Raw genomic sequence first — 17,521 nt, 5'->3', positions numbered from 1 at the left:
ATGGCGGGCGAGGTGACATTGCTGGTGCCGCGGCTGCTCCAGCCGCTGGTGGGCGGGAGCGCTGAATTGCGCCTTGATGTGGGGGAGGGCGCGCCCCTGGGGGAATTGCTGGATGCCGTTGCCGCCGACTTCCCGGTCTTTGGCCGCCGCGTGCGCGATGAAACCGGGACCCTGCGCCGCTTTGTGAACATCTACGTGGACGGCGACGACGTCCGGCGCCTGCAGGGCCTTAAAACGCGGATAGCCGCCGGCCAGGAACTGATGATTATTCAGTCCGTGGCCGGCGGCTGACGCCGCGACAGTTCCTAGACGGCGTCCAGATCGGTCTCGATCATTGCGGCAAGCTGGTCGAGGGCGGCGTCTGCGCCCTCGCCTTCGGCGCGCAGGACAACCACTGCGCCGTGCTCGGCGCCCAGGGTCATCAGGGACAGCATGCTGCTGGCATCCATGGCATCTTCTGCCGGGGTTCCATCCAGCGCGATCGTGACCTCAACATCCAGTTCTCCCGCTGCTGCGGCAAAAAGTGAGGCGGGGCGGGCGTGCAAGCCGGAGCTGCTGGCGACAGTTGCTTTGCGTTCGGACATGGTTCCTCCTGTGGGAGCGGGTGTGTGGCGTGGTGCTGGGCGTGAATCAGAGGCCAAGCTCGGCAAGGACCGGCAGCTTGGTGCGTGCGAGCTCCCGGGCCTGCTCAGGGCTGGTGGCGCGTAGAGACAGTGTAGCGATTTCCTGAGCTTCTTTCAGTGTGACCGTGGAAAGGACCGCGGCGACCCCCGCCAGCGAACGGGCCGTCATGGACAGGGTTGACACCCCCAGGCCCACAAGCACGACGGCGAGGGCCGGGTCGGCGGCAGCCTCACCGCAAACACCCACGGGCTTCCCGTTGCCCTCGGCCACGGAGCCGGCCACCGTCAGGCGGACCAGCTGGAGAACGGCCGGCTGCCACGGATTGTTCAGTGCCGCGAGCGACCCCAGTTGGCGGTCGGCGGCCATGGCGTACTGCGTCAGGTCATTGGTGCCCAGGCTGGCAAACTCCACCTGGCCCAGGATGGATTCGGCAGTGACTGCGGCGGAGGGAACCTCCACCATGACACCGGGAACCTTCAGCCCGGCGGCCCTGCACATGGCGGCAAAGTCGGCCGCCTCTGCGGGGGTGGAAATCATGGGGGCCATGACCCAGACATCGGCCGTGGTGCCCGTGGCTGCGTCCGCGATGGCCGCGAGCTGGCGCTCGAGCACGCCGGGGGAGGTGGTGTCGGTGCGGTAGCCGCGAACACCAAGCGCCGGGTTTGGTTCGCTCGCATCGGTCAGGAACGGCAGGGGCTTGTCGGCGCCGGCGTCCAGTGTGCGGACTACCACCTTCTTGCCCGGGAACGCGTCGAAGACGCCCCGGTACGCTTCCACCTGCTCCTGGTGGCTTGGCTCGGTTTCGCGTTCCAGGAAGCAGAACTCGGTGCGCAGCAGGCCCACGCCCTGGGCGCCCGCGGCGGCGGCCTTCACGGCGTCGGCGGCCCCACCCACATTGGCCAGCAGCGGCACCAGGTGGCCGTCTGCGGTGGTGCCATTTCCGTCAAAGACTGAGATGAGTGAAGCATTCGCGGCCCAGGCGGCCGCTGCGGCGCGCTCGGTGTCGCCAGGCTCGGTGGCCAGGGTTCCGGCCGCACCATCGACATACACCTCCGTGCCATCGGCCAGGTGGTCCACGCCGGCAGCCGCCACCACTGCCGGCAGCCCGAGGGAGCGGGCAATGATGGCCGTGTGCGACTGCGGGCCACCGCCGGAGGTGACCAGGGCGACAACGACGGCAGGGTCAAGGGTGGCGGTGTCGGCCGGGGCAAGGTCTTCGGCAACCAGGATGAAGGGGGTGCTGGAGGAGGGTATGCCGGGGGCGGGCACGCCGCGCAGTGCGGCCACGATCCGGGCCCTGACATCCAGCACGTCGGTGGCGCGTTCGGCCATGTAGCCGCCCAAGTTCACCAGCATGGCAGCAACGGTCTCGGCAGCATCCCAGATGGCCCGTTCGGCCGAGGCGCCGCCATTGATCAGCTTGATCGCGGCCTTGATGAGCATGGGGTCCACGGCCATGACGGCCGTTGCTTCCAGAACGGCCTTGGCGTCGGCGCGCGCAGTGGCGGCGCGGGACGCCAGTTCCGACTGCACGGCCTTGGCGGCTTCCCGCAGTGCCGACGCGGCGGCGTCCGGGCTGGTTCCCGCCGCCAGGGTCTCTCCGGCGGGCGGTTCGGCAAGCGCGCCGGGCATCTGCCTGATGGTCCCCGTGATGCGCCCGGGGCTGACGCCAACTCCTAGGAAGTTCTGCATTGAAAGTCCTTAATTTCGTGTTCTCTTGCCAGTGCGCATGCTGCAGGGCCTGGGCCCGGCGGCAGCTGCTTGTGGGATGTGGGGCTGTTCATAACGCAAGTCATGTGATTTGCTTCATATAGCAATGTTATAGATGCTAGGGTAGCAGTCATGAATATCGACAGCCAGCTTCCACCCAAGGCAAGGCTGCTGAGGGCTGCGGCCGAATTGTTGGCAGATTCGGGTGGAAAAACCGTCTCAACCCGGCAAATCACAGAGCTTGCCGGCGTGACAGCACCTACGCTTTACCACCACTTTGGTGACAAAGATGGACTCTTCAACGCAGTAATCGATGCGGGCTTTGAGGACTATGTGGCAGGCGAGCACAATTTTGTGCCCACCGGCACGCCTCTGGGCGACGTTCGCCAAATCTGGGACAACCACCTGAAGTTTGGTTTGGACAACCCGCAGCTGTACTCGGTGATGTTTGGCAACAACCGCCCGGAAAGCCGCCCGGCGCGGGTCGCCGAAGCCGAGGGCTTCATGGAGGAAATGCTCGAGCAGGCTGCCATGGCCGGCCAGCTGCGCGTTTCACCCAAGGAAGCCGCCCGAAGCATCCTGGCCGCCAATGTGGGCGTGACCTTGATGCTCATTGCGGAGCGCGCAGCGGACCGCAATTTTGACTTGTCCGACATGACCCGGGAAGCAGTGATCTCTGCCGTTTCCTCGGACGGGGAACTGAGCACGGCGGCCACACCCGTGGGCGCCTCCTCAGTGGTTGTGGCGGCCATCGCCCTCAACGCCGCACTTGAGTCATCCAGTCCGGAACAGCTCTCAACCACCGAGTTGAAAATGTTCCTGGAATGGCTTGACCGCATCGCCAAAACTTCATGAAACACCACCGAGCACCACAACAAATCCTGCACCGGCGCGGGACCAACCGTTAGGAAACTCTCATGGCAACACCAACAGTGGCCGCCCCGAAGGGCGGTGTGCGAGTTGGGGTGCAGAAATTTGGCACCTTCCTCTCCGGCATGATCATGCCCAACATTGGCGCCTTCATCGCCTGGGGACTCATCACGGCCCTCTTCATCCCGGCAGGGTTCCTGCCCAATGAATCGCTGGCCGCCATGGTGGGCCCCATGATCACCTACCTGCTGCCCCTGCTGATCGGCTACACCGGCGGCAAGATGATCCACGGAGTCCGCGGCGGCGTCGTCGGCGCCGTGGCAACCATGGGTGTCATCGTCGGCACCGACATCCCCATGTTCATCGGTGCCATGATCATGGGCCCGTTGACGGCCTGGGTCATGAAGAAGCTGGACAAGGTATGGGAAGGCCGCATCAAGCCCGGCTTCGAAATGCTCATTGACAATTTCTCCGCAGGCATCCTGGCCGGCATCATGGCCATCGTGGGCCTGAAAGCAGTTGGCCCCGTGGTCATTGCCTTCAGCAACGGCGCCGGAGAGGTAGTGGAATTCCTGGTCAGGAACGGCCTGCTGCCGCTGACCAGCATCTTCATTGAACCGGCCAAGGTCCTGTTCCTGAACAATGCCATCAACCACGGCATCCTGACCCCGCTGGGCACTGAGCAGGCGCTGGCCAACGGCAAGTCCATCCTGTTCCTGCTCGAGGCCAACCCCGGCCCCGGCCTTGGACTGCTGCTGGCCTACTCAATCTTTGGACGCGGCCTGGCCAAGGCCTCGGCCCCCGGCGCTGCCGTGATCCAGTTCTTCGGCGGCATCCACGAGATCTTCTTCCCGTACATCCTGATGAAGCCCGCCATGATCCTGGCCACCATCGGTGGCGGCATGACAGGCATCTTCATGCTGGTCCTGACCAACGCCGGCCTGGTGGCCCCCGCGGCCCCAGGCAGCATCTTTGCCGTCTTTGCCATGGCGTCCAAGGACAGCTACTTTGGCCTTGCCCTTTCCGTCTTTGCCGCGGCTGCTGTCTCGTTCGTCATTGGTTCGTTCATTCTCAAGATCAGCCCGGTCGCCGCCGACAGCGATGGCCTCAGCGATGCCACGGCCAAGATGGAGGCGCTCAAGGGCAAGAAGAGCTCGGTTGCGTTTGCACTGGCAGACGCCGGAACCAGCGGACCGATCGGCACTGTTGTGTTCGCCTGCGACGCCGGCATGGGGTCAAGCGCCATGGGCGCCTCGGTGCTGCGCAACATGATCAAGAAGGCCGGTTTCCCGGATGTGAAGGTCACCAACTCGGCCATCTCCAACCTGAGCGACACTTACGACGTCGTGGTCACGCACCAGGACCTGGCCGCCCGGGCGAAGCCGGTGACGGCAAGTGCGCTCCACGTCTCCGTGGACAACTTCATGAACAGCCCCCGCTACGAGGAGATTGTGGAGCTGGTCCGTTCCAGGAATTCAGCGGACGGACAGGCCGGCCAAGCCGCTGCGGAAGAAGTTGAGGAAGTTGCCGCCGGCGGTGGCACCATCCTGGCCCGTGAAAGCGTGATCCTGAGCGGCACCGCGACCACCCGGGACGGTGCCATCGACGAGGCCGGTGCCCTGCTGTTGGCCCGCGGCGCCGTGGATGCCGTCTACGTCAAGGCAATGCACGAGCGCGAAGCCTCGGTTTCGACCTACATGGGCAACTTCCTTGCCATCCCGCACGGAACGAACGAGGCCAAGGGCAACATCACCAGCTCGGCAGTCTCGATCATCCACTACCCCAACGGCATCGACTGGAACGGCAAGCCCGTGAAGTTCGTCGTGGGCGTCGCCGGCGTGAACAACGAGCACCTGGCCATCCTGTCCTCCATCGCCCGGGTCTTCACCGACAAGGCACAGGTCGCCAGGCTGGAAGCCGCCACCACGGTGGAGGAGATCTTGGACATCTTTGGGAAGGTAAACGCGTAATGAAAGCAGTGCACTTTGGGGCCGGCAACATCGGCCGTGGATTCGTGGGGCTGCTGCTCCATGAAGCAGGCTACGAGATTGTCTTTGCCGACGTCGCCGAAGCCCTGATCAATGACCTGGCAGCGGCGGAGAGCTACGACGTCCACGAGGTGGGTGAGAACGCCACCGTGCGCACCGTCACCAACTTCAGGGCGTTGAACTCCGCCACCGCAACTGACGCAGTGGTCGCAGAAATTGCGACGGCGGACATGGTCACCACCGCTGTGGGGCCGAACATCCTCAAGTTCGTTGCACCGCTGATCGCCCGCGCCATCGCCGACCGCGACGCCGGCCTGGCACCCCTGCAGGTCATGGCCTGCGAGAACGCCATCAACGCCACTGACATTCTCGAAGCGGCAGTCCGCGGCGACGACGCAGTGGACGCTGCCAAGGTTGATGCGGCTGCCGTGTTCGCCAACACGGCAGTGGACAGGATCGTGCCGAACCAGGCCGCAGGCCAGGGCCTGGACGTCACGGTGGAGACGTTCTTTGAATGGGTCATCGACAGGACCCCCTTCAAGGGCGGCGAGCCCGCCATCGGCGGGGCCACGTTCGTCGATGACCTGGGCCCCTACATTGAGCGCAAGCTGTTCACCGTCAACACCGGCCACGCGGCAACGGCCTACTTTGGCTACGCCGCAGGCATTGAAAAAATCTCCGACGCCATGGCAGACCCCGCGGTCAAGGCCAAGGTCCGGGCGGTGCTGGAAGAAACCAAGGCCTTGCTGGTGAACAAGCATGAGTTTGCCGAGGCCGAGCAGGAAGCCTACGTCCAGAAGATCCTGGTGCGGTTCTCCAACGAATTCCTGCCCGACACCGTGACACGCGTGGGCCGCGCCCCGATGCGCAAGCTCAGCCGGCACGAGCGGTTCATCGGCCCGGCCGCCGAGCTGGCCGAGAACGGGACCGTTCCGCTGGCCCTGCTCGACGCCATCGGCGCAGCGCTGCGTTTTGACGACGCCGGCGACGCCGAAGCAGTGGAGCTGGCCGAGATCATCGCTGCCAACACCGCCGATGACGCAACGGCACGGATCACCGGACTGGCTCCCGAGCATCCGCTGTTCTCGAAGGTCAGCACCGTAATTGACGCCCGGAAGTCCGGGCAGTAGTTCAAGCAATACCCCGAAGGGCCGGACGGCTGACCGTCCGGCCCTTCGCCGGCCCGGGGAAGCCGCCGCCTGGTCACCGCAGCAGGCTGGGCAACTTTCCCCGGGGATAGACTTCACCCAGATCAACCCATCCGGCCCGGAATCCCTCCCCAGGCCCCGCCGCAAGGAGTCCCATGCTCATCGCATCCGCCGTATTCGCCGCACTTGCAGCGCTTGTCCACGTCTACATTTTTGTGCTGGAATCCCTGCGCTGGACGGCCCCGGCTACCCGCAGGACGTTCGGCACCTCGGAGGCCGACGCCAACGCCACCAAGGAAATGGCCTTCAACCAGGGCTTCTACAACTTGTTCCTGGCCGTCATGGCGGCCGTGGGCATCATTGCCGCCGCATCAGGCCACCACGGAGTGGGCGTTGCCCTGATCCTGGCCGGCTGCGGCTCCATGCTGGCCGCCGGGCTGGTGCTGCTCATTTCCTCGCCCAGCAAGGCAAAGTCCGCCCTGACTCAACTGGCCTTCCCGCTGGTGGCCGTGGTGCTGGCCATCGTGTGGCTGGCCGCTTAAAACACTGCAGCCCCAGCCATTGAACGGGGCGCAAAACGGGCATAGCGTTGAAGTGCATCCAAGGGGGTGGCCCACATGGAAATCCACCGATGGTGGCTTGAACTGGAACTGCCGGCCAAGCAGTGGTTCCGCGAAAACAACGGCGCCGCGGAGGTGCCCGGCCCCGTTGCCGAGGCCGTGGCTGCGGCCGGCGGAAACCTGAGCGATGGAACCCTGACCTTGCGGGAATGGGATTTCATCGTGACCCAGTCGGAGTTTGTCGACTGATTGCCGGCGCAAGGGGGGCTTGCGGCGGCGCCCCGGGAGGCGCCGTCGCGCCTTCCGCTGTGGCCCAGTGTGATCTTGGCGGCCAACAGGGGACAGAAACGGGGGACCTGGGGGACAATGGAAAGGATGACTTCCCCCAAAAACACTCCCAGCCCCGCCGTCGACGCTTCCGCCGAGACCGCTCCGAAGACGCGCCCGGTTCGCCGTGCCGCCCAGGTCATGCCCGCGACCGAGGGCTGGAAGCAGGCGAAGGACCCGGGTGGACGGCCGCTGCTGCAGTTCAAGTCCCCGCGCGTTTCACAGCCGCCGGTGCACTTGGCCGACATGACGCTGCCCGAGCGTGAGGCGAAGTTCAAGGAGATGGGCCTGCCGGCGTTCCGTGCCAAGCAGCTCTCCGTGCATTACTTCCAGCACTACACCACCGATCCCGAGCGCATGAGCGACCTCCCCAAGGACCGCCGCGCCGAGATTGTGGACACCATGTTCCCCAAGCTCCTGACCGAGGTCAAGCGCCTCACCACGGACAACGGCGACACCATCAAGTTCCTGTGGCGCCTCTTTGACGGCTCCCTCGTGGAGTCCGTGCTGATGCGCTACACCGGCCGCGTGACCTTGTGCGTGTCCAGCCAGTGCGGCTGTGGCATGAACTGCCCGTTCTGCGCCACCGGCCAGGCCGGCCTGACCCGCAACATGTCCACCGCCGAGATCCTTGACCAGATTGTCCAGGCCAACCGGGTCATCGCCGAGGGCGGGCTGGGCCACCTGCGCCGCGACGGCGGGCACGACGCCGACCGCGTCACCAACATTGTCTTCATGGGCATGGGCGAGCCGCTGGCCAACTACAAGCGCGTCATGAACGCCGTGCACCGCATGGTGGCCGAAGGCCCCGAGGGCCTGGGCATGTCCGCCCGCGGCATCACGGTTTCCACAGTGGGCCTGGCTCCGGCCATCAACAAGTTGGCGCAGGAAGGCCTGGGCATCACGTTCGCGCTGTCCCTGCACGCGCCCGATGACGAGCTGCGCGATGAGCTCATCCCCGTCAACGACAAGTGGAAGGTGGACGAGGTCCTGGACGCCGCGTACAACTACTACAAGGTCACGGGCCGCCGCGTCTCCATCGAGTACGCGCTGATCAAGGACATGAACGACCACCCGTGGCGTGCCGAACTCCTCGCCAAGAAGCTGAACCAGCGCGGCCGCGGCTGGGTCCACGTGAACCCGATCCCGTTGAACCCGACCCCCGGCTCCATCTGGACGTCCTCCGAGCCGCATGTCATGCAGGAGTTCATTGACACGCTGGTCGAGCATGGCGTGCCCACCACGCTGCGGGACACCCGCGGCAAGGAAATCGACGGCGCCTGCGGCCAGCTCGCCGCCGCCGAGTAACACTCAAACAAAAGAACGACGCCGGAACCCAGGTTCCGGCGTCGTTCTTTTGTTTAAGCGGTGGCCAAGTGGCCCGTTGCGTTTAGGGGATGTCGTTGAGGGTCTTCTCGACCGCGGCCAGGCGCTTGTCGAGGGTCTCCAGCTTTCCGAGCAGTTCGGTGCTGACGGCCGTGTTTGCCTTGACCACGTCACGCAGTTCCGAGGCGCCCCCGAGCTCCACCTGGCGGGTCTTGGCGTTGGCCCGGGCTACGACGATCTGGTAGGTGATGCCGCCGATGATGCCGATGATTGCAATCCAGGCCCACCACGGTACAAATTCGATCCCCATGTCATTTACCGCTTTCTTGGTTCGTTTCGATGTCGGGCGCGTCCAGCGGTCCGACGGCTGCCATGATGGCAGCCGGGTCAATGGTGAGCTTGAACGGCACGACCTCGAAGTACTTCAGGGCCTTGCCGTCAGCCGAGAGCTCCAGCCGGCCGGAAAGGTATCCGGCCTCCTCGAGTCTCTGCAGGTGCATGTAAAGCAGTGGACGCGACATTCCCAGCTGCCTGGCCAATTCGCTCACATGGAGCGCTTGCGCCGAGAGGGCTGCGATGATGCGGTACCGCGTGGGGTGGGCAATTGCCGTGACCCTTGCAATCTCTTGTTCCAATGACATTTCTGCACCTCCTTTCACCTGTCAGTAAATAATTACACATGACGGTGTGGGGATGCAAGAGCTTTCTTGCGCGAGTTTTTTTGGAGTTGGCGGAGGCCCTATTTCCCCTTCGAGGCCGCCACATAGGCGGTGGTGGAGCCGGGCTCGATCTCGGTGCGTCCGGCGTCCTGGATGACAGGGCCGGCCGACTTGCGTGCGCCCTTGCGGAACTCCTTTGCGGGCAACTGTGTCACGCCAAGCGGGAAGTCGTTGGCGGCCCACGCCTCCACCGCGGCGGGCTTGGACTCCAAAACCCACGCGAAAAGGGCGTGAGCGGCCTGGGCGGCAGCCTTGCCAGTGGACATTTCCAGGGAGGCGTTCAGGACAATCGTCAGTGGCGCCGGCGGAAGCGGCTCCCCTTCGGGAAGCTGGGTGCCGGACACCTGCAGCTTGGCCAGCAGCTTGGGCAAGGCGGCCGCCGGCATGGGAGGCAGGCCTGCGGCAGATGCCTCGCCAACCGTTGCCAGCACGTGGTCCGGGAAGGCCGCCAGGACCTTCGCGAACATCTTGGCGTCGGCCCGGCGGACCGACTTGGCAAAAGCCCCGTTGGCCCACTGCCGCCAGTCTGCATTTTCCGGGTCGCGCATGAACGCCTGCACGGAGGCCAGGGCAGCGGCCGCAATGCCATGCTGCTCCCCGGCAGGGTCCTCGCGGTCAACGAGCAGGATGATGGGCTGGACCAATTCCTGGTCGGCGCGTTCTTCGGCGTCGGTTTCAGTAAATTCATTCACCCTCCAAGCGTAGGGGCATCGGAGGGAGCCCCGGGCAGGAGGGCCCGTGTGGCAAGCTGGAGGCTGGTCCATCAGCCCCACCCGCCTTCTGGGTCCCGCCCCAGCACGCCAGGAGTTCCCATGCACAAGCCCCTCACAGTTGCCGGCCGCTCCCACGTTGAGCCCTTTGCCGTCATGGACATCCTGCAGCGCGTGTCTGACCTGCGTGCGGCCGGCCGCGACGTCATCTCGCTGTGTGCCGGTGAGCCCGGCGGCGGCGCCCCACGTGCGGTGTCCGCCAGGGCGGCCGAGCTCCACACCTCAGGGGCCGCGCTGGGCTACACACCGCCGTTGGGTACCACGGAGCTGCGCCAGGCCATCGCGGGACACTACAAGCGCTGGTATGGAATCGAGGTTCCGGCAGAAAATGTTGCGGTGACCACGGGTTCCTCCGGCGCCTTCATGCTTGTCTTCCTGGCCGCGTTCAACCCCGGCGACAGGGTGGCGCTGGCCCGGCCCGGCTACCCCGCGTACAAGAACATCCTCACGGCCCTGGGCATCGAGGTGGTGGAGGTCGACGCCGGTGCCGACACCCGCTTCCAGCCCACCCCCGCGCTGCTCGAGGAGGCAGTTGCCGAACATGGTCCACTGGCCGGGCTGGTCCTGGCCTCCCCGGCCAACCCCACAGGAACCATGGTGACCCGCGCGGAGCTCGCCGCACTGATCTCCTGGTGCGCGGAGAACGGAGTGCGGCTGGTCAGTGACGAGATTTACCACGGCATAACGTTCCCCGCACCGGGTGGCACCGATCCGCGGGGCGTGTGCGCCTGGGAACTGGAGCGCACCGGCGTCGTTGTCTCCAGCTTCTCCAAGTACTGGGGCATGACGGGCTGGCGGCTTGGCTGGGCCATTGTGCCCGAGGACCTGCTGCCGGGCGTTGCCGCACTGGCCGGCAACGTGGCCCTGTGCCCGCCGGCGCCGGCCCAGATGGCGGCACTGGAGGCGTTTACCGAGGAGTCCTATGCCGAGGCCGATGCGTCAGTGGCCGAGTTTGCCCGCACCCGGGCCCTGGTGCTGGAGAAGGTGCCGGCCCTGGGCTGGCTGGATGCCGCCCCGGCCGACGGCGCCTTCTACTTCTACGCCAAGCTGGGCCCCGCGCTCGCAGGCTATGCAGACTCCCGTGAGTATTGTGCTGCGCTGCTGGAACGTGAAGCGGTGGCGCTGGTGCCCGGGCCGGACTTTGACAGTGCCGGCGGACACGCCACTGTCCGCTTGAGCTTCGCCGCCGGTTACGACGCCGTCCGCGAGGCCCTGGTGCGGATCGAAAGGTTCCAGGCAGGGTAGCCGGGACGGCCGTTCCTCCACAGCCGGGGGAGCGGGGCAGTTGCTCCACATTGTTCGCATGGCCCCTTCTGCGGGTGCCCATGCGTTGCCATTGTTGTTCCATGGAAAGGAAATCCCATGGATGAATTTGGCGAACTCAACGATGACGGAACTGAAGGAGATGAGGCGGATCGACAGTTTTGGCAGCTGACGAACTCGCTTGTGAGCCCTCACTACAACGAATGCCTGGTGTGCTTTTTGGTGCGGGCCGTGCCCTTGCTGGATCCCGCGGGCTTCGCCATGACCTGCCTGTTCCGGGAGACCAATGCACCGCGTGCCACGAGTCTTGGGTCCCGGCTGCAGCAGTTGGGCATCTACGGTGACGCCCAACTGCTTCAAGAGGGTGTGGTTGCCAATTCATCGATTTGGGAGGTGCAACGCTGCCCCGATTGCGGCATTCCCCTGGGAGCGCCGGATTGTCTCGGCGTTAGAAAGGGATCCACCCAGCCGTGCGACTTGTGGGTTTGGCGCAGATCCGCCTATCTAAAGCGCTACGAGGACTGGCTGGAGCGCGGGTTCTAAGTGGGGTGATGCCGGGTCAAGAGTCGGCGCTACCCGCGCTGCGGCTGCAGGGAAGGTCGGTGCGCGCCGAATTGTTACTGAATTGGTGCTGTGTGCGTGGCGGGAATGCGGTCACGGTCGTAGGTGATGGTTGTGTGGCCGTGGGGTTCCGGCTTGCCGTCCGCCCCGAGGTTCACAAAGACCACCTGGTCAATCGTGAGGATCGATTCCCGGGTGAACATGTTGCGGACCTCGGCGCGCATGGTCAGCGAGGTGCGGCCAAAGCGCGTTGCAGTCAGCCCCATCTCGATGAGGTCGCCGAGGACGGCGGAGGAAACGAAGTTGATCTCGGACATGTACTTCGTCACGGCCCTGCGGTTGCCGAGCTGGACTATCGCGTAGATGGCCGCTTCCTCGTCGATCCACCGCAGCAGGCTGCCGCCAAACAGGGTGCCATTGGCGTTCAGGTCTTCGGGGCGGACCCACTTGCGGGTGTGAAAGGTAATGCCGCGGCTGTTCATGGTTGCCAATGTATCCGGGGCTGTGGGCATTTGTGACGGATTTGTTGGCAGAAACACAACAACCCACGGTTCGCGGCGCCCATGCCGTAGGCTCTGCTGACCAGGCACGGCCAGCGCGTCACAACGGTGTGGCGCACAGTCCCCGGCCAGGCAGGGGGCGGGCGTGGACATGGAAGTTGGCGGGCACGGGAGCATTGGGCGGGATCCGGGTGCGGACCTGCGCAGGCGGGTTGCCGGACAGTCCGTCATGGCCAAAATCCTTGATGAACAGGAAAAGCTGCCGCCGCAGGGGTTCCTGGCCCGGCTTTTTGGCTTCAGGCCCCTGGGCCAAGAGTCGGAATCTTGGTACAAGGGCGCCCTGGGCGAGATTGAGGTTGGCCGGATCTTGGCTGGGCTCGGGCCGGAATGGGAGGTGCTGCACGCCGTGCCCGTTGGCAAGGCAGAATCAGACATCGACCATGTGGTCATTGGGCCGGCAGGGGTGTTCACTCTCAACACGAAGAACCATTCGGGCCAAAAGGTATGGGTCCACGGCAGTGGGTTCGGCGTCAACGGAACGAAGACGGCACACATCCCCAAAGCCCTGTCAGAGGCGCAGCAGGCATCTCGGCTTTTGGGCAAGGCGGCGGGCCGCGAGGTGGCGGTCGCGCCCTTGCTTGTATTGATTCAGCCCCGCGAGCTGAAGATCAAGACGCGGCCCGATGGCGTGGAAATCGTAACGGCCGGCAAGCTGATGGGGTGGTTCTCGCGTCAGCCACAAGCCCTCCGGGCCGAAGAGGTGAAGCACCTTGCGGAGGCGGCTCGTGCCCCCGGCACCTGGCACGAGAATCCACAGCTGGGCGAGGAAGCTGCCACGGTGACGGCTGGGTTCACGTCGCTGCGCGGGCGAGTCCGGAAGGCGCGGTCGCGGCGCATGGCGTGGGGGCTGGCCATGATGGGCGGCATCGTGGCGGCCGTGGGGCTCGTGGCCATTCCGGTGCTGGGCAGCCTTTTTGCCCGCCTCACGGGTGGCTAGCGCGCACCCAAGCCGCCGCCGTCGAGCCTTAAAAGTCGAAGGGGAGTAGCTGTTGATGTGTCTCGAAACAATCAACAACTACTCCCCTTCGGCGGGAGCTACTTGTTCAGGTGGTCCACCAGCGACTCGGCGATGCCGATGTACTTGCCGGGGGTCAGGTCCAGCAGGCGCGCCTGTGCGCCGTCGGAAAGGCCCAGGCCGGAGACGAACTCCTGCATGCGCGCGCCGTCCACGCGGTGGCCGCGGGTCAGGTCCTTGAGGCGCTCGTAGGGATCTTCCATGCCCGCAACGCCGGCAATGGCCTCGGCGCGCATGACCATCTGGATGGCCTCGGCGAGGACCTCCCAGTTGTGGTCCAGGTCCTCGGCCAGCACGTCCTCGGCGGTGTCCAGGCGGCCCAGGCCGCCCAGGACGTTGTTGATGGCCAGCAGCGAGTGGCCGAAAGCCACGCCAATGTTGCGCTGGCTGGAGGAGTCGGTGAGGTCGCGCTGCCAGCGGCTCGTGACCAGGGTTGCGGCCAGGGTGTCCAGCAGGGCGTTGGAGATTTCCAGGTTCGCCTCGGCGTTTTCGAAGCGGATCGGGTTGACCTTGTGCGGCATGGTTGAGGAACCTGTGGCGCCCGGAACCGGGATCTGGGCGAAGTAGCCAATGGAGATGTAGCTCCACACATCGGTGCACAGGTTGTGCAGGATGCGGTTGAATCGGGCCATGTCGGCGTACAGCTCGGCCTGCCAGTCGTGGGATTCAATCTGGGTGGTCAGCGGGTTCCAGCTCAGGCCCAGCGACTCAACGAAGCCCTTGGCCACAACTTCCCAGTCCGCGGCCGGGACGGAGGCGTAGTGGGCTGCGTAGGTGCCGGTGGCGCCGTTGATCTTGCCCAGGAACTCGGTCTTGGCGATGCGGTCCAGCTGGCGGGTCAGGCGGAACGCCGTGACGGCCAGTTCCTTGCCCAGAGTGGTGGGGGTGGCGGGCTGGCCGTGGGTGCGCGAGAGCATGGGCACGGCGCGGTTGGCCTCGGCCATTTCGGCGATCTTGGCAACGAGCGAGCGCGCGGCGGGCAGCCACACGTCCTCGACGGCGCCCTTGACGCCCACGGCGTAGGAGAGGTTGTTGATGTCTTCGCTGGTGCAGCCGAAGTGGACCAGCGGCTTCAGGCGCTCCAGGCCCAGGGCGGCCAGGCGGTTGCCGATGAAGTATTCCACGGCCTTGACGTCGTGGACGGTGACCTTTTCAATGTCGGCCAGTTCCTGCACGGCGGCGGCATCAAATTCGGTGACGATGGCCCGCAGGCCCGCCTTCTGCTCCGCGGTCAGGGCCTCGGTGCCCGGCAGCACGCCGTTGTCGGTCAGGTGGATGAACCACTCAACTTCAACGCCCACGCGGTCGCGGTTCAGCGCGGCCTCGGACAGGTAGTCCACCAGGGGTGCCACTGCGCCGGAATAACGGCCGTCGAGGGGCCCCAGGGCAATGCGCTCGGAGGAAGCGGCCAGGGACAGGCGGCCGGAAGGGATGCGGGCTGTGGCGTTTGCGGAATCAGACATGGGCCAATTCTTTCATGAACCGCCAATTCCTCCACAGCGGGGGCCGCAGTCCGGAACGAACACATTCTTGCACCTGCCCTGCCGCAGCCCCGCCGGGCTTCCTAGGCTGGATGCATCGGGACACAGGGGAGGCGTCATGGGGCATCCGGCCGGGGACGGGGCATGGGCGGCATTTGGGTCGGATGGACGGTCGACGTCGGGTCCGCCACCTGACGCCGTGGCAGTGGTTGCCCAGCGGCTGCTGGCCATCGCCGGGGAGTTCTCCGGCCTGCGGCTGCCGTTGGACCAGGTGGCCACCGTCGAGTGGCGTTCACCCTCGGCCGGCGCCTTCCGCGCGGAGCTGGAGGAGGTTTGCCTGGCACTGGCTTCCGCCGTTCGCAGCGTGGAGGACGCTGCGGGGGCCGTGGCGCGCTACGCGGCGTTTTTGGCGTCAGGCGGTACGCCCGGAAGCTGGATGGGACCGGGCGGGGCCGGTGGATTCCCGTACGGGATGCCGGGTGCGCCGTGACGGTGGGGGAGGCAGGCAGCGGCAGCAGCAGCTCTTTCGGCGGCGGGACATCGTTCACGGTTGCGGGCGGCGTGGGCTCCGTCAGTTGGACCATGGCGGAGATTGTGGAATCTTCCGGAACACTGGCCCGCACCGCCCAGCTTATGCAGCCGCTGATTGACCGCCTGGCTTCTGAACGGCGGTGGCTTGGCGCCGCAGCGGCCGGGGACTTCAACTTTCCCGGGGACACCCTTGAAGCCATGGTGTTTGCCGAATGGCGCTGCGGAGCGGTGAGCTCCCGCATTGAGAACTTGGCACGAAAGGCCGGCCAGGCAGCCGCCAACTATGCAGCCGCGGAGGCCAACAATGCCAATGCTGCCATGGCGGCCACGCGCCTGGCCGCGCTGGGCCAGGGCCTGCTCGCGTGGAGGGCAGGACCGCTGGCCCCCGTGGCGGCGGGGATGGACCTGCTCAACTGGCTGGAAGCGGCCAAGCGGCAAGGGCTGCGTGATGCCACGGAGGCTGCCTTGAACAACGGCGGGGCGTATGCGGCCGGCACGCTGGGCCCTGGCGTGGTGGTCCTGTACCTGCTGGCCCAACTTCGTCGGCGGGACACGGGGCCAGCCGGTTCGGCTCCGGCGTTCATGCTGCGGAAGTCGTTTGACCGGGCCGGCATGGTCCGCCCCGGAAAGTTGTCTGTCCGGCCGGTTCCGGCCCAGGAGTGGGACCCCGACGCGGCCGGCCAATGGCCGGCCGGCCACGCGGTGTCCCTGGATGGCCAGCCATGGGCCATGGACGCCACTTTCGAAGCGACGCTGGGCGGCAGCAATGACGCCTACGGCTATCCGCCAGGTTCCATCGGCGTAATTCGGCTGCAGCGGCCCGACGGCAGCAACGCCTGGGTGGTGCACCTGCCGGGAACAGAGGACTGGGGCGCCCTGGACAGCACCAACCCCTTCGACATGGAAGGCAACCTCGAGGGCCTGACGACGGCCCAACGGGTGCAGTTTCAACAGCAGGAAGTCCTGGTCCAGGAACTCATCAAGGCGGCCCTTCAGTCCGCAGGCGCCATTGCGGGGGAGGACGTCCTGCTGACGGGGCACAGCGGCGGCGGCATCCACGCAGCCGCCGCAGCCGCGAGCCCTGCGTTCCTTGCGGACGTCAACGTCAAGATGGTCGTCATCGCCGGGTCACCCGCCCGGAACATGGCCGTGGGTGACGGCATCGCCGTGCTGGAGCTGGAAAACGAGGATGACCTAGTCACCGCCGCCGACTTCGGCCCGCCCGCCCCCAACAAGAACTGGGTGACAGTCACCTCCCACCGGCCGCCCGTGGCAGGCGGCGCCCTGGAAGTGGTGGGGCAGGCCCATTCACTCGAGAACTACATGGCGGATGCGGCGGAACTGGATGGCAGCGGCGATCCCGCCCTGCAGGCCTCGAAAGAGACGCTGCGGAACATCCTTGGGGTGCCTGCCGGCGGTGCAGCGGCCGGGGCGGCCATTGCCGGAACCAAGTGGGTGTTTCAGGGCCGCGACAACAACAAGGCCCGGGCCAAGCCCGGGCCGCCGCCGGTCAGGGGCAGGGATTTCTCGCCGGGCGCGCGCTGATCGGGCCGGGACAGGCAAAACCGGGTGGATGGGCACTAGGGCCCTGAGCCGCGGCCAATGCGGATCAGCGGCGGGCGTCGGAGCGGCCCACGCTGCCCACAATCATCGAGACCACGCTGATGATCAGCGCGGCGAGGATGGCGGTCCAAAAAAAGTCGTCGATGGTCATCGTGACCGGCGTGTAGCTGCTCAGCCAGGCCGTCAGCCACAACATGGCGGCATTGATGACAACTGTGAACAGCCCCAGCGTCAGGATGGTCACCGGCAGGGACAAAAGCTTCACAATCGGCTTGACCAGGGAGTTGACCACGCCAAAGACAACACCGATGAACAGGTACGCCAGCACCGTGTTGATGGTGCCCGCGCTGCCTTCCGCCCCGCCGATGTCGCTGCCCACCACGGAGGCGGACTCAATGTGCATCCCGGGCAGGATCCAGCCGGCGACCCACAGGGCAAGGGCATTGACCACTACTTGAATCACGAAACGTCGCATGGCTCCATCGTTCCACAGGAAACCCGGTGA

At 65.8% G+C, this 17,521-nt stretch carries 20 protein-coding genes; 12 read left to right on the top strand and 8 right to left on the bottom strand.

The window, feature by feature from the left end; translation table 11 throughout:
- Entirely contained in the window at positions 1-291 is a 291-nt protein-coding gene (locus PCK14_RS15955; RefSeq protein WP_269939501.1) for a MoaD/ThiS family protein, read from the top strand.
- A 14-nt stretch (positions 292-305) separates the two neighbouring features.
- Here the strand turns inward: PCK14_RS15955 and PCK14_RS15950 are convergent, their stop codons facing one another.
- The gene (locus PCK14_RS15950; RefSeq protein WP_044574758.1) at positions 306-584 is read right to left on the bottom strand and encodes an HPr family phosphocarrier protein; all 279 of its coding nucleotides are present in this window, start codon (positions 582-584) and stop codon (positions 306-308) included.
- A gap of 46 nt (positions 585-630) precedes the next feature.
- The gene (gene ptsP, locus PCK14_RS15945; protein WP_269939500.1) at positions 631-2,316 is read right to left on the bottom strand and encodes a phosphoenolpyruvate--protein phosphotransferase; all 1,686 of its coding nucleotides are present in this window, start codon (positions 2,314-2,316) and stop codon (positions 631-633) included.
- Between the two features lie 150 nt (positions 2,317-2,466).
- Here ptsP and PCK14_RS15940 point away from each other — a divergent pair, with 150 nt between their 5' ends.
- The 6 genes from PCK14_RS15940 to rlmN all read left to right on the top strand — a co-directional run bounded on the left by PCK14_RS15940 (position 2,467) and on the right by rlmN (position 8,535).
- Positions 2,467-3,189 carry a TetR/AcrR family transcriptional regulator gene (locus PCK14_RS15940; RefSeq protein ID WP_269939499.1) on the top strand — a complete coding sequence of 241 codons (723 nt, stop codon included), beginning with the start codon at positions 2,467-2,469 and terminating at the stop codon, positions 3,187-3,189.
- A gap of 62 nt (positions 3,190-3,251) precedes the next feature.
- Positions 3,252-5,174 (top strand): PTS mannitol transporter subunit IICBA, encoded by a 1,923-nt coding sequence (locus PCK14_RS15935; protein ID WP_269939498.1) that lies wholly within the window; start codon positions 3,252-3,254, stop codon positions 5,172-5,174.
- A complete protein-coding gene (locus PCK14_RS15930; RefSeq protein WP_269939497.1) occupies positions 5,174-6,322 on the top strand; it encodes a mannitol-1-phosphate 5-dehydrogenase in 1,149 nt (382 codons plus the stop codon). Before PCK14_RS15935 ends, PCK14_RS15930 begins: the two co-directional genes overlap by 1 nt.
- 173 nt (positions 6,323-6,495) lie before the next feature.
- The gene (locus PCK14_RS15925) at positions 6,496-6,882 is read left to right on the top strand and encodes a DUF1304 domain-containing protein (RefSeq protein WP_269939496.1); all 387 of its coding nucleotides are present in this window, start codon (positions 6,496-6,498) and stop codon (positions 6,880-6,882) included.
- Between the two features lie 75 nt (positions 6,883-6,957).
- Entirely contained in the window at positions 6,958-7,149 is a 192-nt protein-coding gene (locus tag PCK14_RS15920) for a hypothetical protein (RefSeq protein WP_269939495.1), read from the top strand.
- A 126-nt stretch (positions 7,150-7,275) separates the two neighbouring features.
- On the top strand, positions 7,276-8,535 hold the full coding sequence (gene rlmN, locus PCK14_RS15915) for a 23S rRNA (adenine(2503)-C(2))-methyltransferase RlmN (protein ID WP_442864745.1): 1,260 nt from the start codon (positions 7,276-7,278) through the stop codon (positions 8,533-8,535).
- Between the two features lie 82 nt (positions 8,536-8,617).
- Here the strand turns inward: rlmN and PCK14_RS15910 are convergent, their stop codons facing one another.
- The 3 genes from PCK14_RS15910 to PCK14_RS15900 form a co-directional block, all read right to left on the bottom strand.
- On the bottom strand, positions 8,618-8,863 hold the full coding sequence (locus PCK14_RS15910; protein ID WP_269939494.1) for a hypothetical protein: 246 nt from the start codon (positions 8,861-8,863) through the stop codon (positions 8,618-8,620).
- A 1-nt stretch (position 8,864) separates the two neighbouring features.
- Positions 8,865-9,194 (bottom strand): ArsR/SmtB family transcription factor, encoded by a 330-nt coding sequence (locus PCK14_RS15905; protein ID WP_269939493.1) that lies wholly within the window; start codon positions 9,192-9,194, stop codon positions 8,865-8,867.
- 98 nt (positions 9,195-9,292) lie between these two features.
- A complete protein-coding gene (locus PCK14_RS15900; protein ID WP_269939492.1) occupies positions 9,293-9,964 on the bottom strand; it encodes a peptidyl-tRNA hydrolase in 672 nt (223 codons plus the stop codon).
- A 120-nt stretch (positions 9,965-10,084) separates the two neighbouring features.
- Between PCK14_RS15900 and PCK14_RS15895 the strand changes: the two genes are divergently transcribed.
- On the top strand, positions 10,085-11,287 hold the full coding sequence (locus PCK14_RS15895) for an aminotransferase class I/II-fold pyridoxal phosphate-dependent enzyme (RefSeq protein ID WP_269939491.1): 1,203 nt from the start codon (positions 10,085-10,087) through the stop codon (positions 11,285-11,287).
- A gap of 117 nt (positions 11,288-11,404) precedes the next feature.
- Positions 11,405-11,848 carry a hypothetical protein gene (locus PCK14_RS15890; RefSeq protein ID WP_269939490.1) on the top strand — a complete coding sequence of 148 codons (444 nt, stop codon included), beginning with the start codon at positions 11,405-11,407 and terminating at the stop codon, positions 11,846-11,848.
- A gap of 74 nt (positions 11,849-11,922) precedes the next feature.
- Here PCK14_RS15890 and PCK14_RS15885 read toward each other — a convergent pair whose 3' ends face one another.
- Positions 11,923-12,348 carry an acyl-CoA thioesterase gene (locus tag PCK14_RS15885; protein ID WP_269939489.1) on the bottom strand — a complete coding sequence of 142 codons (426 nt, stop codon included), beginning with the start codon at positions 12,346-12,348 and terminating at the stop codon, positions 11,923-11,925.
- Between the two features lie 169 nt (positions 12,349-12,517).
- Here PCK14_RS15885 and PCK14_RS15880 point away from each other — a divergent pair, with 169 nt between their 5' ends.
- A complete protein-coding gene (locus tag PCK14_RS15880; protein WP_269939531.1) occupies positions 12,518-13,363 on the top strand; it encodes a nuclease-related domain-containing protein in 846 nt (281 codons plus the stop codon).
- 98 nt (positions 13,364-13,461) lie between these two features.
- On the opposite strand, the gene purB is transcribed toward PCK14_RS15880, so the two are convergent.
- Positions 13,462-14,904, bottom strand: coding sequence for an adenylosuccinate lyase (purB, locus tag PCK14_RS15875; protein ID WP_269939488.1), 1,443 nt, complete (start codon positions 14,902-14,904; stop codon positions 13,462-13,464).
- A 217-nt stretch (positions 14,905-15,121) separates the two neighbouring features.
- Between purB and PCK14_RS15870 the strand changes: the two genes are divergently transcribed.
- Together PCK14_RS15870 and PCK14_RS15865 are read left to right on the top strand one after the other, a co-directional pair.
- On the top strand, positions 15,122-15,412 hold the full coding sequence (locus tag PCK14_RS15870; RefSeq protein ID WP_269939487.1) for a hypothetical protein: 291 nt from the start codon (positions 15,122-15,124) through the stop codon (positions 15,410-15,412).
- Positions 15,409-16,998, top strand: coding sequence for a hypothetical protein (locus PCK14_RS15865; protein ID WP_269939486.1), 1,590 nt, complete (start codon positions 15,409-15,411; stop codon positions 16,996-16,998). The genes PCK14_RS15870 and PCK14_RS15865 overlap by 4 nt, the downstream gene beginning before the upstream one ends.
- Positions 16,999-17,062: 64 nt before the next feature.
- On the opposite strand, the gene PCK14_RS15860 is transcribed toward PCK14_RS15865, so the two are convergent.
- Positions 17,063-17,491 (bottom strand): phage holin family protein, encoded by a 429-nt coding sequence (locus PCK14_RS15860; protein WP_269939485.1) that lies wholly within the window; start codon positions 17,489-17,491, stop codon positions 17,063-17,065.
- Positions 17,492-17,521: the final 30 nt, after the last annotated feature.

Source organism: Arthrobacter sp. HY1533 (assembly GCF_027568515.1).
Lineage (GTDB): Bacteria > Actinomycetota > Actinomycetes > Actinomycetales > Micrococcaceae > Specibacter.
Note: the sequence above shows the minus strand (reverse complement) of the source record. Positions and strands in the feature narration are given on the sequence as shown.

Coding starts and splice junctions, on each gene's coding strand:
- PCK14_RS15955 (WP_269939501.1), top strand. CDS start 1: ATGGCGGGCGAGGTGACATTGCTGGTGCCGCGGCTGCTCCAGCCGCTG.
- PCK14_RS15950 (WP_044574758.1), bottom strand. CDS start 584: ATGTCCGAACGCAAAGCAACTGTCGCCAGCAGCTCCGGCTTGCACGCC.
- ptsP (WP_269939500.1), bottom strand. CDS start 2,316: ATGCAGAACTTCCTAGGAGTTGGCGTCAGCCCCGGGCGCATCACGGGG.
- PCK14_RS15940 (WP_269939499.1), top strand. CDS start 2,467: ATGAATATCGACAGCCAGCTTCCACCCAAGGCAAGGCTGCTGAGGGCT.
- PCK14_RS15935 (WP_269939498.1), top strand. CDS start 3,252: ATGGCAACACCAACAGTGGCCGCCCCGAAGGGCGGTGTGCGAGTTGGG.
- PCK14_RS15930 (WP_269939497.1), top strand. CDS start 5,174: ATGAAAGCAGTGCACTTTGGGGCCGGCAACATCGGCCGTGGATTCGTG.
- PCK14_RS15925 (WP_269939496.1), top strand. CDS start 6,496: ATGCTCATCGCATCCGCCGTATTCGCCGCACTTGCAGCGCTTGTCCAC.
- PCK14_RS15920 (WP_269939495.1), top strand. CDS start 6,958: ATGGAAATCCACCGATGGTGGCTTGAACTGGAACTGCCGGCCAAGCAG.
- rlmN (WP_442864745.1), top strand. CDS start 7,276: ATGACTTCCCCCAAAAACACTCCCAGCCCCGCCGTCGACGCTTCCGCC.
- PCK14_RS15910 (WP_269939494.1), bottom strand. CDS start 8,863: ATGGGGATCGAATTTGTACCGTGGTGGGCCTGGATTGCAATCATCGGC.
- PCK14_RS15905 (WP_269939493.1), bottom strand. CDS start 9,194: ATGTCATTGGAACAAGAGATTGCAAGGGTCACGGCAATTGCCCACCCC.
- PCK14_RS15895 (WP_269939491.1), top strand. CDS start 10,085: ATGCACAAGCCCCTCACAGTTGCCGGCCGCTCCCACGTTGAGCCCTTT.
- PCK14_RS15890 (WP_269939490.1), top strand. CDS start 11,405: ATGGATGAATTTGGCGAACTCAACGATGACGGAACTGAAGGAGATGAG.
- PCK14_RS15885 (WP_269939489.1), bottom strand. CDS start 12,348: ATGAACAGCCGCGGCATTACCTTTCACACCCGCAAGTGGGTCCGCCCC.
- PCK14_RS15880 (WP_269939531.1), top strand. CDS start 12,518: ATGGAAGTTGGCGGGCACGGGAGCATTGGGCGGGATCCGGGTGCGGAC.
- purB (WP_269939488.1), bottom strand. CDS start 14,904: ATGTCTGATTCCGCAAACGCCACAGCCCGCATCCCTTCCGGCCGCCTG.
- PCK14_RS15860 (WP_269939485.1), bottom strand. CDS start 17,491: ATGCGACGTTTCGTGATTCAAGTAGTGGTCAATGCCCTTGCCCTGTGG.